Source organism: Bacteroides muris (ex Afrizal et al. 2022), assembly GCF_004793475.1.
In the GTDB taxonomy this organism is placed as follows: Bacteria; Bacteroidota; Bacteroidia; order Bacteroidales; family Bacteroidaceae; genus Bacteroides; species Bacteroides muris.
Map to the genome: position 1 here is coordinate 97,906 of NZ_SRYZ01000005.1, position 16,362 is coordinate 114,267.

At 48.1% G+C, this 16,362-nt stretch carries 12 protein-coding genes; 9 read left to right on the plus strand and 3 right to left on the minus strand.

The window, feature by feature from the left end; genetic code table 11:
• Positions 1–20: 20 nt before the first annotated feature.
• Positions 21–3,131 (minus strand): efflux RND transporter permease subunit, encoded by a 3,111-nt coding sequence (locus E5355_RS04135; protein WP_136009294.1) that lies wholly within the window; start codon positions 3,129–3,131, stop codon positions 21–23.
• Positions 3,132–3,138: 7 nt separating this feature from the next.
• Positions 3,139–4,413, minus strand: a complete 1,275-nt coding sequence (locus E5355_RS04140; protein ID WP_136009295.1) for an efflux RND transporter periplasmic adaptor subunit — start codon at positions 4,411–4,413, stop codon at positions 3,139–3,141.
• A gap of 303 nt (positions 4,414–4,716) precedes the next feature.
• On the opposite strand from E5355_RS04140, the gene E5355_RS04145 reads away from it, so the two are divergent.
• Genes E5355_RS04145 through E5355_RS04155 form a run of 3 tightly spaced genes read left to right on the plus strand, consistent with a single transcriptional unit; the run spans position 4,717 to position 6,371 of the window.
• Positions 4,717–4,986 carry a hypothetical protein gene (locus E5355_RS04145; protein ID WP_136009296.1) on the plus strand — a complete coding sequence of 90 codons (270 nt, stop codon included), beginning with the start codon at positions 4,717–4,719 and terminating at the stop codon, positions 4,984–4,986.
• Between the two features lies 1 nt (position 4,987).
• Positions 4,988–5,542, plus strand: a complete 555-nt coding sequence (locus E5355_RS04150; RefSeq protein ID WP_136009297.1) for a 1-acyl-sn-glycerol-3-phosphate acyltransferase — start codon at positions 4,988–4,990, stop codon at positions 5,540–5,542.
• Between the two features lie 22 nt (positions 5,543–5,564).
• Entirely contained in the window at positions 5,565–6,371 is an 807-nt protein-coding gene (locus E5355_RS04155) for an amidohydrolase (RefSeq protein WP_136009298.1), read from the plus strand.
• Here the strand turns inward: E5355_RS04155 and E5355_RS04160 are convergent.
• Positions 6,343–7,044: an SIMPL domain-containing protein gene (locus tag E5355_RS04160; protein WP_136009299.1), complete on the minus strand. Its 702-nt coding sequence runs from the start codon at positions 7,042–7,044 to the stop codon at positions 6,343–6,345. The genes E5355_RS04155 and E5355_RS04160 overlap by 29 nt on opposite strands.
• 447 nt (positions 7,045–7,491) lie before the next feature.
• Between E5355_RS04160 and nagA the strand changes: the two genes are divergently transcribed.
• The 6 genes from nagA (at position 7,492) to E5355_RS04190 (ending at position 16,348) form a co-directional block, all read left to right on the plus strand.
• Positions 7,492–8,658, plus strand: coding sequence for an N-acetylglucosamine-6-phosphate deacetylase (gene nagA / locus E5355_RS04165; RefSeq protein ID WP_136009300.1), 1,167 nt, complete (start codon positions 7,492–7,494; stop codon positions 8,656–8,658).
• 94 nt (positions 8,659–8,752) lie between these two features.
• Entirely contained in the window at positions 8,753–10,744 is a 1,992-nt protein-coding gene (locus E5355_RS04170) for a glucosamine-6-phosphate deaminase (protein ID WP_136009301.1), read from the plus strand.
• A gap of 190 nt (positions 10,745–10,934) precedes the next feature.
• Positions 10,935–13,862 (plus strand): xanthan lyase, encoded by a 2,928-nt coding sequence (locus E5355_RS04175; protein WP_136009302.1) that lies wholly within the window; start codon positions 10,935–10,937, stop codon positions 13,860–13,862.
• Positions 13,863–13,979: 117 nt separating this feature from the next.
• Entirely contained in the window at positions 13,980–14,294 is a 315-nt protein-coding gene (locus E5355_RS04180; protein ID WP_136009303.1) for a hypothetical protein, read from the plus strand.
• On the plus strand, positions 14,295–14,510 hold the full coding sequence (locus tag E5355_RS04185; RefSeq protein ID WP_136009304.1) for a sulfurtransferase TusA family protein: 216 nt from the start codon (positions 14,295–14,297) through the stop codon (positions 14,508–14,510).
• Positions 14,510–16,348, plus strand: coding sequence for a YgiQ family radical SAM protein (locus tag E5355_RS04190; protein WP_136009305.1), 1,839 nt, complete (start codon positions 14,510–14,512; stop codon positions 16,346–16,348). Before E5355_RS04185 ends, E5355_RS04190 begins: the two co-directional genes overlap by 1 nt.
• Positions 16,349–16,362 lie beyond the last annotated feature (14 nt).

Sequence of the window (16,362 nt, forward strand, 5' to 3'; positions counted from 1 at the left end):
ACAGTCTTTGTTTAAGTGAATCAGTCTTTCTTGATTTTATGCTGCACTTTTGCCTTTGCCTTATAAACCAGCACAAAGAAGAACGGTACAAGCACAATACCGAATACAATGGCAAATATCATTCCGAAGAAAACACCGGTACCGATAGCCTGACGGCTTGCTGAGCCCGGTCCGCTTGCCAACACCATAGGAAGCATACCCAATACAAAAGCAAGGGAAGTCATCAGAATAGGCCGGAAACGAAGTTGGGCAGCATGGATGGCCGACAAAATCAAGTCTTCCCCCTTGTCAACCTGTACCTTGGCAAACTCCACAATCAAAATGGCATTTTTTGCCGCAAGTCCCACCAGCATCACCAAGCCAATCTGGAAATAAATATCATTTTCCAACCCGCATATCACAACACCCAGATAGGCACCCAAAGCAGCAACCGGCAGTGAAAGCAACACTGCGATAGGCACCGTCCAGCTTTCGTATTGCGCAGCCAGGAAGAGAAATACAAAAAGGAATACCAACGTAAGTACAAGACCCGTCTGCCCTCCCGCCTTCTTTTCCTGATAGGAAAGACCGCTCCATTCCAGACCGATATTGTCCGGCAAGTGGTCGTGCGCAATCTGCTCCATAATCTCCATTGCCTGACCGGAGCTATAGCCTTGTGCAGCAGAACCGCGGATTACGGCAGTGGTAAACATGTTGAAACGCTTGATGCTGCCCGGTCCGGTAGTATAGGAAGCATTTCCCAAAGAGGTAAGCGGCACCATCACTCCATCCTTCGCCTTCACAAAGAACAGATTGATGTTGTCTTTATGCTCGCGATAAGGAGCCTCGGCTTGAATATATACCTTATATATACGGTTGAACATATTGAAATCATTCACATAGACAGAACCGGTATAAGCTTTCATGGTAGAAAACACATCTGCCAAAGGTACTCCCAGCATCTTCACCTTGTCTCGATCCACATCAAAATAGAGTTGCGGGATTTCGGACTGCAAGGAAGAGGAAAGCCCTGCCAACTCCTTGTACTTTCGGGCATATAACATCAACGTATCTGCCGCTTGCACCAAATCATCAAACGTTGCGTCTCCGCGTGCCTCAAGCTGCATTTCGAAACCTCCCGAAGTACCCAGACCCGGAATGACCGGCGGTGTGGAAAGATAGACTCTACATTCGGGATATTCTTTCAAATCCTTCTCCACATTCTCCATTATCTTATCAATGGAAATTCCCTTACGTTCTTCCCAGGGTTTGAGGATAACCGTCAGTTCACTGCGCGCCTGGTTACTTCCCACGCGGGGGCTGCTACCCGTGACGTTCTGCACGTATGCCACGTACGGATTCTTCTCCAGGTATTGCACGGCACGATCGGTCACTACACGGGTACGTTCCAAAGTGGCACCTTCCGGCAATTCCAATTCAATCTTAAAATAGCCTTGGTCTTCTGTCGGCAGGAAGCTGGTAGGCACCAGCCGATGGATAATGAAAATGGCAACCAGTACCAGACCAAACGCACTCATCAATCGGCGAGGATTCCTGATGACCCGGTTGATGACAGCCACATATTTGTGGTTTCCCAGATTCAACCATTCATTAATCTTACGGAAAACGATGTTCTTTTTCTTTCCACTGTCGGGCTTCAATATGAGCGAACACATAACAGGACTGAGCGTCAAAGCCACTACTGTAGAAAGCAATACGGAAACAGCAATAGTAATGGTAAACTGACGGTATAGCTGTCCGGTGATTCCGCTCAAGAAACTTACCGGCACAAATACGGCACAAAGCACCAATGAAGTAGCAATCAAAGCACTTGCCAACCCGTTCATAGCTTTTTTGGTAGCTTCATACGGACCCAGTTTCTCCGTCTCCATGAGGTGTTCCACGTTCTCTACCACCACAATGGCATCATCCACCACAATACCGATGGCGAGAATCAATCCAAGCAAAGTCAGTATGTTCAGAGAGAAACCGAAAATAAGCATGAAACCGAAGGTACCAATCAGTGAAATAGGTACCGCAACAATCGGTATCACCGTCGCACGCCAACTTTGCAAAGAAAGGAATACGACCAGTACAACCAGAATCAACGCTTCGAACAACGTCTTGTATACTTCATGAATGGATTCGGAAATATAAGTCGTCATGTCGAAGGGAATCTCATAACTCATTCCCTCAGGGAAATTCGCACTGATTTCCTCCATAGCGGCCTTTACATTCTTTGCAACTTCCATGGCATTGGCTCCGGGAAGCATATAGATGCCGAGCACAGCAGCATTCTCACCGTTGATTCCGCTCTCGGTACTATACGAAGAGGCTTCCAGCGAAACACGTGCCACATCGCGCAAGCGGATGATGGAACCATTGGCATTGGCACGGACCACGATGTCCTCAAACTGCTTTACCGAACTTAAACGTCCCTGGGTAGTGATAGGAATAGTAATGTCAAGTCCCTTCACCGGTTGTTGTCCCAAAACACCTGCAGCAGACTCACGATTCTGATCTTTCAGGGCATTCTGCAAGTCTTGCACCGTCAGGCCGAAGTTGGCAAGTTTATCAGGCAACGCCCATATCTGCATGGCATAGTAACGGCTGCCGATGTTGGAAACACGTCCCACCCCGGGGATACGGCGCAACAAATCGAGCACATTGATAGTGGCAAAGTTACTCAGATAAATTTCGTCGAACTTCGGGTCACTGGAAGTCAGACAGATGGTCATCAACTGGCTGGGAGCCTGTTTTTCCACAGAAATACCATTCTGAATCACTTCGGCCGGTAAACGACTCTCTGCCAGTTTCACACGGTTCTGTATTTCTACGGCAGCCAAATCCGGGTCGGCGGATACGTCGAAAGTGACCGTAGCCGAAAAACCTCCGGAATTAGAACTGTTGGACTCCATATACAGCATACCGGGAGTACCGTTTATCTCCTGCTCAATAGGAGTTGCCACCGCCTGCGAAACAGTCAATGCACTGGCTCCCGGATAGGAAGCACTGATTTTCACTACAGGAGGTGTTATCTGCGGATATTGGTCTACCGGCAGCATGGTCAGGCCAATGATACCGACAATTACAATCACAATCGATATCACCGCCGAGAATACCGGACGGTCTATAAAAAAACTTACTTTCATAACATCATTACTTTGAAGGGTTGTTGTCCTTTGATTTATTCTCAACCGGGGTAGTCTGCTCCGTTTCAGAAACGACCTGCTTGTTCAGAGAATCATTCGTCTGCCCGCCCTCTTTTTTAGGAACGGCAGCTTGGGCACGTACTTTCATACCCGGAGTCAGCTTGTGAAAACCTTCTGTCACAATTTGTTCTCCGGCAGCCAAACCACGCTCAACTACCCAATTGTTACCAAATTCAGGTCCCAGCTCAATAAAACGCTTTTCAACCGTAGAGTCCCGGCGCATTACAAAAACATATGCACCACCTTTCTCAATGGTAACTGCCTTTTGAGGAACAGCGACAGCACCCTCACGTACATCCAGCAACAGCTTCACTTTTGTAAATTGCCCCGGCAACAACACTCTGTCAGGATTCGGCATTTCTGCACGTACGGAGAATGTTCCGGTCTGAGGGTCTACCTGAGGTTCGGCAAAATCCACATAGCCTTTATAAGGATAGACAGTATTATTCGCCAAAGTAATTGTAATGTTCGGCTGCCAGGAACGTGTAGAATCCTGACGCCCTATCTCGATATTCCGTTCCTTGCTTTTCAGGTAATCCAATGCTGTCATGCTGAAATCTACCAGCACCGTATCACTTTTCACAATCGTAGCCAGCAAAGACTTACCTCCCGGTCCGACCAATGTTCCCAAATCCACATTTCTTTCACTGATATGTCCCGATAACGGAGAACGGACCAACGTATACCCCAATTCCAATTCGGCCTGGTCCAAATCGGCCTGACTCATCGCCACCGAAGCTTCTGCCGTCTCGTAGGCAGCCTGGGCATTATCCAAGTCCAACTGGCTGGCAGCATTCTGCGCATGAAGAGGGCGGATACGCTCCAAATCTCGTTTTGCCTTCAATGCCTGCGCCTCATCTTTCTTTAACTGTGCACGGGCTTTGTCGGCCTTTGCCCTATACTGGTCTTGGTTTATAACAAAAAGCACCTGGTTCTTGGTGACATACGTTCCTTCTGCAAAAAGCATATTCTCCAAATACCCTTCCACACGCGCACGTACCTCTACAAACTGCTGGGCACGAATACGCCCCACGTACTCGCCATATATCTCCACATCTCCTTTTTCTGCTGATTCCACAATCACGGTAGGAGCTTCCGGTTCAACCTTCTTAGGCCAAGTCAGAATAAAGTAACCTGCCAACAATACCGCCATGCAGACAACCATCATCAACAACCTCTTCTTCTTTAATTTCAATTCTTTTTTCGTAAAAAACTGTCTCATGTTTGTTTGTCTATTAAATTTAACCCTGTTTCTTTCTATTAAGACAAATCCGATGCCAATCTATCACCATCTTATCCATCACATATAACAATCTATATATCAGATATAAAAGAAAAAATCATTTTTTTATTCATGGTGGCATCTTCTGTTTTTTCTTGTGGAATGTGTCCACAGTTTGTGGAATAATTCCACAAAATTACTAAATTAAAAACACATAAAAACCCTTTTTTGCTCTACACTAACAAAGAAAAACATTATCTTTACCGAAAATAATTCAAATTATTCATTTTAAACGTAAAAATTATGGCAAGTAGAAAAGAACTAAAGAAGAATATAAACTATATTGCGGGTGAATTGTTCACAGAGTGTCTTGTAAACAGCTTATATATACCTGGAATAGAGAAACAAAAAGCCGACAATCTGATGGCTGAAATTCTAAAAATGCAAGATGAATTCATAAGCCGCATCAGCCACACCGAGCCGGGAAATGTAAAAGGTTTCTACAAAAAACTTCGTGCTGATTTCAATGCGAAGGTAGACGAAATCATTGACGCAATGGGCAAGCTGAAATAAGATGAAGAAAGCCTTTTATAGCTTCATTTATTATCGCCTGCTGGGCTGGAAGACAAACGTGACGGTGCCCAACTACGACAAATGTGTAATTTGTGCGGCACCCCATACTTCCAATTGGGACTTATTTATCGGTAAATTGTTTTATGGCGCCATCGGCCGCAAGACCAGCTTCATGATGAAAAAGGAATGGTTCTTTTTTCCTCTGGGATTGATATTCAAAGCCGTTGGTGGCATCCCGGTGAACCGGGGACGTAAATCTTCCTTAGTAGACCAAATGACCGAAAAGTTTGTAAGCAGCAAGCATTTCCACCTGGCCATTACACCGGAAGGAACCCGTAAAGCCAATCCCAACTGGAAGAAAGGTTTTTATTACATAGCGCTTAAAGCAAAAGTACCCATCATGCTTATCGGGATTGACTATCCTTCCAAGACCATCTCCTCTACCAAAGCTGTCATGCCTACCGGAGACATAGAAAAGGATATGCGCGAGATAAAACTGTATTTCAAGAACTTTAAAGGGAAAAATCCCGAAAATTTTGATTTAGGAGATATCTAATCAGGTATTAAGCATTCATGCCATGCGAATAAGCATTCTGCAAACAGACATCGTCTGGGAAAATAAACAAGAAAATCTCCGTCGTCTCCACGAGAAGTTAGAAACTCTTCGTGGAACAACGGAGATTGTTGTTTTACCGGAAACATTCTCCACCGGCTTCAGTATGAACACCGCCAGCTTGGCCGAACCCACAACAGGAGAAACTATCACAACGCTGCGCCGATGGTCTGAAGAGTACCGACTCGCTCTTGCAGGCAGCTTTATTGCCAACGAGACAGCTCCAGAAGGAGGAAAGCCATCCTACTACAACCGTGCATTCTTCCTTACGCCCGAAGGCGATGCCTACTATTACGACAAACGGCACCTCTTCCGGATGGGGCACGAAACAGAGCATTTCACTTCCGGCTACCAACGTCCCATTATCCGGTATCGCGGCTGGAACATACTGTTGCTTGTATGTTATGATCTTCGCTTCCCGGTATGGAGTCGCAACAGGAACAATGAATACGACCTTTTGATTTGTGTCGCCAACTGGCCCGTTCCCCGCCGGAAGGTTTGGGACATCCTGCTGCAAGCACGTGCTTTGGAAAACATCAGTTATGTCTGCGGTGTCAACCGCATCGGCAGAGATGGCAGAGACACTCCACACTGTGGAGGCAGTGCGGTCTACTCTCCAAAAGGAGAAGTGCTTGCCACTGTGCCCGATGACAAAGAAGCGACTGCCACTGCCTCCCTCAGCCTTTCCTCCCTGCAGGAGTTCAGGCAAAAGTTCCCCGCTTGGAAAGATGCGGACGGTTTCGTTATTTCTTCAGATAATAGTTCACGGTAGTCACTACGCGCACGCTCTTTATATAAGGAGTATAAGCATCGCGGTCGCTGATGGAGAACTGCCCTTGCGAAGCATTACGGATTTTGCCCAACTCGCTGTCCGAATCCTTGGCAAACTTCTCGGCTGCGGCACGGGCATTCTTGGTAGCCTCTTCTATCATCTTTGGCTTCACTTCATTAAGACCGGTAAATTCATAAGACACGTTATATTTGTAGTCTCCTCCTGTGATGGCAATGCCCTGCTTCAAGAGCTCGGCTTGCCCGGACATGAGTCTACGCACCCTATCCACATTCTTGGAAGTGACAGTGATGACAGACGTGGCATTATAACGATAGACCACATTGCGGTCACCGTAACGTTCAGCCTGCATGTCAATCACCTCGGGGGGTGCAATGCTGATTTCTTCCTTCTCTATGCCGTTGCTTTCAAGATAACTCACGATGGCTGCATTCTTCTTCTCCATATTGGCATAAAGCAGAGCAGGGTCATTGCCTATGTCTTTGTAGACAAGAGGCCAGACCACCTTGTCGGCAGGCACTTCCATTTCGGCCAGTCCTTTTACACTGACCACACGATCCTTATTCACAAAATTGTCAATACCGCCTTTTACCTTGATTCCCAACAAAAGCAGCCCCACGGCTATAATGGCTGCTTCTACTTTCCAGCTTTTCATACGTTGATATTTTAGAGTTTATAAACAAATACAAATATAACAAACCCAAACGGAAAAAGTGCGATGAACGGTTTATTTTTGCATGATTATCCTCATTATACCCCTAGCAACCTATTTATAGAAGCTATGCCTTTTCCTCCACAAAGTCCGCCTATCCATCTCCTTCCTATAGCGAACCATCATTAAAAGCCTTTTAATAGCATATCAGTCGTAAGTTTACTCCGGTATCCCCCTATAAGCATTCCGCTTCTATTTCTATATAATAAGAACACATTTTAAGGAAAGAGACATCCTGCAAAATGCACCAAATCTGCTTTTTTTAGAGTATTTAATGAAAATACCCTAAAAGAAGGAGTACATATTCTCCAAAAAGTGCCTATTTTTGTCCTCTGAAACAATGTCAGAACAACGACATGATTAATTTAATAACTCTAACCCCTAAATCCTATGTTGACTCAACTTATCAACGCCCGCATCCTTACCCCGCAAGGATGGCTTAAAGACGGCTCTGTACTCATCAGGGACGGAAAAATATTGGAAGTGACTAACTGTGACCTTGCAGTAATCGGTGCACAATTGATAGACGTAAAAGGTATGTATGTACTCCCCGGCGGTGTGGAAATCCATGCCCATGGCGGTGGAGGCCGTGACTTTATGGAATGTACTGAAGATGCCTTTCGTGTAGCCGTCAAAACCCATATGAAATATGGAACAACCAGCATTTTCCCCACCCTCTCCTCCTCCACCGTTCCCATGATTGAGCAGGCAGCCGAAACCTGCACCAAACTCATGGAAGAAAAAGACAGCCCTATCCTTGGCCTGCATCTGGAAGGACACTACCTGAACATGGCGATGGCAGGCGGACAAATCCCCGAGAACATCAAGAGTCCCGACCCCAACGAATACATCCCTATCGTGGAAACCTGGTCTTGTATCAAGCGCTGGGACGCTGCCCCCGAACTTCCGGGAGCCATGCAGTTTGGAAAATACATCACCGCCAAAGGCATTTTGGCATCGGTAGCCCATACGCAAGCGGAGTTTGAAGACATCCGTACAGCCTACGAAGCAGGCTATACCCATGCCACCCACTTCTACAATGCAATGCCCGGTTTCCACAAACGCCGTGAGTACAAATACGAAGGCACAGTAGAAAGCATCTATCTGCTGGACGATATGACGGTGGAAGTGGTGGCCGACGGTATCCATGTTCCTCCCACCATCCTGCGACTGGTCTACAAGATAAAAGGCGTAGAACGCACCTGCCTCATAACCGACGCCTTGGCATGCGCCGCAAGCGACAGCCAGGAGGCCTTTGACCCGCGCGTCATCATCGAAGACGGAGTCTGCAAGCTTGCAGACCATTCCGCCCTTGCCGGCAGCGTAGCCACCATGGACCGGCTGATACGCACCGTAGTACAAAAAGCTGAAATTCCGTTGGCAGACGCCGTACGCATGGCTTCTGAAACCCCGGCAAAGATTATGGGCGTATACGACCGCAAAGGCTCCCTCCAAAAAGGCAAGGATGCCGACATCATTGTCATGGACGAAAACTTGAACGTAAGAGCCGTATGGGCCATGGGCAAACTTGTACCGGAGACCTATACAATCTCTTAATTAATCTTCAACGACATGCGAATGAACATTGTTTTTCGTATATTTGTTTTTCAAAGAACAGTGCAATATTTAATCATTTATTAATATTCTATTTATGAAAACCAATCTAAGCTCTCAAATCACTCTCAACAGAGTATCCCCCAGATACTACAGGCCTGAGAATGCATTTGAACGGTCGGTATTGACCCGACTGGAAAAAATACCGACAGACATTTACGAGTCTGCCGAAGAAGGCGCCAACCAGATTGCCCTTGACATTGCACAGTTAATCCGTGACAAGCAAAAAGCGGGACGTTTCTGTGTGTTGGCACTGGCAGGAGGAAACTCTCCACGCAACGTATATGCAGCCCTCATCCGCATGCATAAAGAAGAAGGCTTGAGTTTCCGCAATGTAGTCGTATTCAACCTTTACGAATATTATCCACTGGCACCGGATGCCATTAACAGCAACCTCAATGCCTTGAAAGAAATGCTGCTCGACCATGTGGATATTGACAGGCAGAACATCTTCAGCCCGGACAGTACGATTGCCAAAGACACCATTTTTGAATATTGCCGTCTGTACGAACAGCGCATCGAAAGCTTCGGCGGAGTAGACGCCGCTATCATAGGCATAGGCCGCGTAGGCAACATCGGTTTCAACGAACCGGGTTCACGCATGAACTCTACCACCCGTCTGATTCTGCTAGATAATGATTCACGTAACGAAGCTTCCAAGATGTTCGGCAGCATCGAAAGTACTCCTATCAGTTCCATCACAATGGGTGTTTCCACTATCCTTGCCGCAAAGAAAGTATACCTGATGGCATGGGGTGAAGAAAAAGCCAAGATGGTAAAAGAGTGTGTGGAAGGTGCAGTTACCGACACCATTCCAGCTTCTTACTTGCAGACTCACAACAATGCGCACATCGTCATCGACTTGTCTGCCGCCGCCAACTTGACGCGTATCCAACGCCCCTGGCTGGTAACTTCCTGCGAATGGAACGACAAGCTCATCCGCAGCGCCATCGTCTGGTTGTGCCAGCTCACCGGAAAACCCATTCTGAAGCTAACCAACAAGGACTACAACGAAAACGGTCTGAGTGAGCTGCTAGCATTGTTCGGTTCAGCCTATAACGTGAACATCAAGATATTCAATGACCTGCAACATACCATCACCGGATGGCCGGGCGGCAAGCCGAACGCAGACGACACCTATCGTCCCGAACGTGCGAAACCTTATCCCAAACGTGTGGTCGTGTTCTCTCCGCATCCCGATGATGACGTTATCTCCATGGGAGGTACCATCCGTCGTCTAGTAGAGCAGAAACATGACGTGCATGTGGCTTACGAAACTTCCGGCAACATTGCCGTAGGCGATGAAGAAGTGATCCGTTTCCTACACTTCATCAACGGATTCAACCAAATCTTCAACAACAGCGAGGACCAGGTTATCAACGACAAATACGCCGAAATCCGTAAGTATCTGAAGGAGAAAAAAGACGGTGACATGGACACGCGCGACATCCTGACCATCAAGGGACTGATTCGTCGTGGCGAAGCACGTACTGCATGTACATATAATAACATACCTTTGGATCACTGCCACTTCCTTGACCTGCCGTTCTACGAAACGGGCAAGATACAGAAGAATCCTATCAGCGAAGCAGACGTGGAAATCGTACGCAACCTGTTGCGCGAAGTGAAGCCCCATCAGATTTTCGTTGCCGGCGACCTGGCCGACCCGCACGGAACACACCGTGTTTGTACGGATGCCGTATTTGCCGCTATCGACCTGGAAAAAGAAGAAGATGCCAAATGGTTGAAGGAATGCCGCATCTGGATGTATCGCGGTGCATGGGCAGAATGGGAAATCGAAAACATCGAAATGGCCGTTCCCATCAGCCCGGAAGAATTGCGTGCCAAACGCAACTCTATCCTGAAGCATCAGTCGCAGATGGAAAGCGCACCGTTCTTGGGCAATGACGAACGTCTGTTCTGGCAACGCAGCGAAGACCGTAACCGCGGAACAGCTGCCTTGTATGACAGTCTCGGACTTGCTTCCTATGAAGCAATGGAGGCCTTTGTGGAATACATTCCACTATAACCTGCTGAAACAAGAAAATTCGGAAACGAGATAAATACATTCAGGAAAGAGGTGCATCGCTCTGATTATGCACCTCTTTTTTAATCCCCTAAAAGTTTGTTCTAATATTTTTCTGCGGAGCGTAGCGGGTATGTGACGAATAAAAACCTGGCAAGCGAAATTCAAACAAGCTCTAAAATGAACTGCGAATATGAAAAAACCTGTTCTTTTCTTTCTTTTGTTGCTACACGGGACGTGGCTGTCTGCCCAAGACATTCAATCGAACGTGGCAGAATGCCTGCAAACCTTCTTCAATGAATATTCCTCCCCGATAAACATAGGCACTTGCCGTCCGGACAGCTTCCAAATCGACTTCCGGAAAAAGAAATTGTTCATCTACGCAAACGAGCGCTTTGCCTACCAGCCTCTACGACCAGAAACCGTCGATGCCATTTACCGATATCTGAGACAAATCCTGCCGGGACCGGTGAACAACTTCGGCCTCACCATCTTTGCTGACGGGAAAAACATCGAAGAGCTTATCCCCAACCTCTACCGGAAAGGGAAGAAAGACAAAGCACGTCTGTTCAGCCACCTGGAATACAAAGGTACACCCTGGGTAACCCGCACTTCGCGCCCCTACGAAATTACCCGAGGACTGGAAGGAAGACACATCGCCCTTTGGCAAAGCCACGGGAAATATTACATTAATGACAAAGACAAATGGGGATGGCAACGCCCCAGGTTGTTCTGTACCACAGAAGACCAGTTCACCCAGTCGTTCATCCTGCCCTACCTTCTGCCCATGCTGGAGAATGCAGGAGCCAATGTATTCACTCCCCGCGAAAGGAACACACAAAAGCGAGAAGTCATTGTAGACAATGACGGTAGCCTGAGCGGACATGGAGGACAAGGTTCCCTCTATCTGGATGTAAAAAGCCGGAAAGCACGTTGGGAGCAGACCTCCCGACCCGGATTTGCCCAACGGAAACAAATCTATCAGGACAATGAAAACCCTTTCCTTACCGGCACGGCACGCTTTGCCAAAACTGAAAAGAAGAAAGACAAAGCTTTTGCCGAATGGGTGCCCGATATTCCGGGAACAGGAGAATATGCCGTATACGTATCTTATCAGACACTGCCGGGCAGCGTAAGCGATGCCAAATACCTTGTATTCCACAATGGAGGCGTCACGGAATTCAAGGTGAACCAGCAAATAGGAGGAGGTACATGGGTATACCTTGGCACATTCACTTTCGACAAAGGCCGGAATGACTATGGCATGGTGGTATTGAGCAACGAAAGCAAGGAAAAAGGGGTGGTCTGTGCCGATGCCGTCCGCTTTGGAGGAGGCATGGGCAACATTGCCCGCAGCGGACAAGCCAGCGGCTTGCCCAGATATCTGGAAGGTGCACGCTACTCTGCTCAATGGGCAGGTATGCCTTACTCTGTCTACGGAGGCTATGAGGGGAACAATGACATGAATGATGACATCAACGCGCGTTCCCGTACAGTGAATTATCTCGCAGGAAAATCAGTATTCAATCCGACGGAAGAAGGCTTGGGCATCCCCTTTGAAATGAGTATGGCCCTGCACAGCGATGCCGGCTTCAGCAAGGAAGACGAGATTATAGGCACTCTCGGCATTTATACCACCAACTTCAACAACGGCAGGCTGAATGCCGGTACAGACCGCCATGCCTCCCGCGACCTCTCGGACGTCTTGCTGACGCAGTTGCAGCATGACATCCGCTCCACCTTTAACGTAGACTGGACACGCCGCAGCCTATGGAACCGCAACTACAGTGAAACGCGCCTGCCCGCCGTTCCTTCCACCATCGTAGAACTGTTGTCGCACCAGAACTTCGCAGATATGCGTCTGGGGCATGACCCCAACTTCAAGTTCATCGTCGGACGCGCGCTCTATAAAGCCATCTTGCAATATATATGCGGCCAGCACGGCAAGGAGTATGCAGTCCAACCGCTTCCCGTCAGCCACTTTGCCATCCGCTTCGGGAAAAAGGAAAATACTTTAGAGCTTTCCTGGCAAGGCAAGGAAGACCCGCTAGAGCCGACTGCCAAGCCACGCGAATATATTGTATATACACGTATCGGACGCGGAGGATTTGACAATGGCGTACGTGTCAGTTCTCCGTCCCATACCGTAAAAATAGAACCCGGCATCATCTATTCCTTCAAAGTAACCGCCGTGAACCGGGGCGGTGAAAGCTTCCCTTCGGAAATTCTTGCTGCCTATAAAGCCAAACGGGAAAAAGGACAGATACTTATCGTCAACGGATTCGACCGTATCAGCGGGCCGGCCGTCATAGACACTCCCGATGCTGCAGGTTTCGACCTGTCGCAAGATCCCGGCGTTCCTTACCTCTATGACATCTCCCTTTGCGGCGCCCAGCAGAACTTCAGCCGGGAAGAAGCGGGAAAACGTCTGGGAGAGAGTGGAGAGGAATACGAAGGCATGAAAATCATCGGAAATACTTTCGATTACCCCTTCGTACACGGCAAGGCCATACAAGCCGCCGGAAACTACAGCTTCGTCTCATGCAGCGATGAGGCTGTGGAAAAAGGTATCCTCTCTTTAGAAGACTATCCGATAGTAGACTATATCCTCGGACTGGAGAAAGAAGACAATTCCAGCAATCCGGCACGCAATACCTACTACAAAACATTCTCCTCGCCCATGCAGCGCATACTGACTTCCTATTGCCGGTCGGGAGGTCATCTCCTGGTCAGCGGTGCCTACGTAGGCAGCGATATGGACAGCTCGCAGGGCAATAAAGAATTTATTCAGAATATCTTGAAGTACCGGCATGGCAACTCTCTGAAAACAGACGGGGACAAAATCAATGTCCGGGGACTGGGGCATACCTTCACCCTTCCCCGACTACCGAATGAGCAGGACTATCCGGTCACTTCCCCCGATTGCATCCTGCCCATGTCTCCCGCTTTTCCAGTCATGACCTATGCCACCGACAACGCATCCGCCGCCGTGGCCTATCAAGGCAGCGATTACCGCACCTTCATCATGGGATTCCCTTTTGAAAGCATCAAGGAAGAAACGTCCAGAAATGCAATTATGGCCTCCATACTTCACTTTCTCACCACAAATCAGGTTGAGTAATACAGAGAAAAACAACAATCCCTATAAATAATCTGTAGAAATCTGTGTAATCTGTGGTGAAAAAACTATCTTTGCTTCTATTAATCATTAAACATTAACCACTAAACATTAAACAACATGTACACCATACAAGCTAATCCCAGCGGAACCCGCAGTTTAGAAGTTTCAGAAGAAAACCTTGCCACTATCGAAAAATACGGACTCTTCCGTCATCTCATCGACAGCAATGGCATTGTGGAAGAAACCGTACTCGACAAGTTGAAACTGAACATCCGCTCTCTCATCGCCGCGCAAGAGGAAGACAGCAAAGACCTGCTCGACCTCTGCATCGACGTTATCTACCACAACAACATGAAGGCCTTCGGACTACAGCAACTCATCAAGCTCTATCTGCAATGGCTTTCCCAACAAGACACCATAGAAGAAGAATAAATGAAAACCATCGACACCTGCGGACAACAGCATTACAGCCCTCTAATTCCTGCCATAAAAACCATGTGCGAGGTCGGGAAAGGCGAGAAGCTGGAAATCATCATGGATGACGCCACTGCCTTCAATGATATGAAAGAGTATCTTGCCGAGCAACAGATAGGCTTCCGTGAGATTTATGACGGAGAACGAATGACATTACAATTTACAATGGATTAATGAAAGAATATCGCCTTACAGACTGGCTCCCCACCACCAAAAAAGAAGTAGAGCTGCATGGTTGGGACGAATTGGATGTAATACTTTTCAGCGGTGATGCCTACGTAGACCATCCGTCTTTTGGAGCTGCCGTCATAGGCCGTATCCTCGAGGCGGAAGGATTACGCGTAGCCATCGTTCCCCAGCCCAACTGGCGCGACGACTTGCGCGACTTCAAGAAGCTGGGACGTCCCCGTCTGTTTTTCGGCATCAGTCCCGGCTGTATGGATTCGATGGTCAATAAATACACTGCCAACAAACGCTTGCGCAGTGATGACGCCTATACACCGGACGCACGTCCGGATATGCGCCCCGAATATCCTTCCATTGTATATACCCACATATTGAAGAAACTATTTCCCGACGTCCCCGTCGTACTGGGCGGCATCGAGGCAAGCATGCGCCGCCTGACACACTATGACTATTGGCAAGACCGTGTACGCCCCAGTATCCTTCTCGACAGTGGTGCCGACTCACTCATCTACGGCATGGGAGAGAAACCGGTGGTGGAACTTGCAGAGAGACTGAAACGCCAACAGACACAAGTGGACGCCCAAAGCTTCAAAGAGCTCATCGCCGATATTCCTCAAATGGTTTATCTTGACAAGGAAGTAGTAGCACAAGAAGGAGATATCACCCTCTTTTCCCATGAAGAATGTCTGAAAGATAAAAAGAAAGAAGCTGCCAACTTCCGTCATATCGAGGAGGAAAGTAACAAATATACAGCATCGCGCATGCTGCAGAAGACCGGCAAACAGACAGTGGTGGTCAATCCCCCCTATCCCCCTTTAACGGAAGCCGAGCTCGACCATTCTTTTGACTTGCCTTATACACGCCTGCCCCACCCCAAATATAAGGGGAAACGCATTCCGGCATACGACATGATAAAGTTCTCCGTCAACCTGCACCGCGGATGTTTCGGAGGATGTGCGTTCTGTACCATTTCCGCACATCAGGGCAAGTTCATCGTAGGCCGCAGCAAGAAAAGCATTCTGAAAGAGGTAAAAGCCATCACAGAGCTGCCCGACTTTAAGGGTTACTTAAGTGACCTGGGAGGTCCGTCGGCCAATATGTACCGGATGAAGGGACGGGATGAGGCTATCTGCAGAAAATGTAAACGTCCGTCGTGCATCTACCCCAAAGTATGCCCCAATCTGAATACAGACCACCGTCCACTGCTTGACATCTATCATGCCGTAGATGCCCTGCCCGGCATCAAGAAGTCGTTCATCGGCAGCGGTGTACGCTATGACCTGCTACTGCACCAGAGCAAGAATCCGGACACCGACAAAAGTACGCAGGAATATACCCGCGAGCTCATCGCCCGCCATGTCAGCGGCCGTCTGAAAGTGGCTCCGGAGCATACCTCGGACCGCGTGCTCAACATCATGCGCAAACCTTCGTTCAGCCAGTTCGGTGAGTTCAAGAAGATATTCGACAGAATCAACCGTGAAGAAGGACTGCGTCAGCAGCTTATCCCTTATTTCATCAGTAGCCATCCCGGATGCAAGGAGGAGGATATGGCTGAACTTGCCGTCATCACCAAACGCCTGGATTTCCATCTGGAACAAGTACAGGACTTTACCCCTACTCCCATGACCGTTGCCACCGAAGCATGGTACACGGGCTTCCATCCTTATACGTTGGAACCGGTGTTCAGCGCCAAGACGCAACGCGAGAAGCTGGCGCAACGCCAGTTCTTCTTCTGGTACAAACCAGAGGAACGCAGGAACATCATAAACGAACTGCGCCGGATAGGACGGGCGGATTTGATAGACAAGCTATACGGTAAGCGATAGAAAGATTCGATACT

Coding starts and splice junctions, on each gene's coding strand:
- E5355_RS04190 (WP_136009305.1), top strand. CDS start 14,510: ATGAAAGAATATCGCCTTACAGACTGGCTCCCCACCACCAAAAAAGAA.
- E5355_RS04135 (WP_136009294.1), bottom strand. CDS start 3,131: ATGAAAGTAAGTTTTTTTATAGACCGTCCGGTATTCTCGGCGGTGATA.
- E5355_RS04175 (WP_136009302.1), top strand. CDS start 10,935: ATGAAAAAACCTGTTCTTTTCTTTCTTTTGTTGCTACACGGGACGTGG.
- E5355_RS04155 (WP_136009298.1), top strand. CDS start 5,565: ATGCGAATAAGCATTCTGCAAACAGACATCGTCTGGGAAAATAAACAA.
- E5355_RS04160 (WP_136009299.1), bottom strand. CDS start 7,044: ATGAAAAGCTGGAAAGTAGAAGCAGCCATTATAGCCGTGGGGCTGCTT.
- E5355_RS04185 (WP_136009304.1), top strand. CDS start 14,295: ATGAAAACCATCGACACCTGCGGACAACAGCATTACAGCCCTCTAATT.
- E5355_RS04180 (WP_136009303.1), top strand. CDS start 13,980: ATGTACACCATACAAGCTAATCCCAGCGGAACCCGCAGTTTAGAAGTT.
- E5355_RS04140 (WP_136009295.1), bottom strand. CDS start 4,413: ATGAGACAGTTTTTTACGAAAAAAGAATTGAAATTAAAGAAGAAGAGG.
- nagA (WP_136009300.1), top strand. CDS start 7,492: ATGTTGACTCAACTTATCAACGCCCGCATCCTTACCCCGCAAGGATGG.
- E5355_RS04145 (WP_136009296.1), top strand. CDS start 4,717: ATGGCAAGTAGAAAAGAACTAAAGAAGAATATAAACTATATTGCGGGT.
- E5355_RS04150 (WP_136009297.1), top strand. CDS start 4,988: ATGAAGAAAGCCTTTTATAGCTTCATTTATTATCGCCTGCTGGGCTGG.
- E5355_RS04170 (WP_136009301.1), top strand. CDS start 8,753: ATGAAAACCAATCTAAGCTCTCAAATCACTCTCAACAGAGTATCCCCC.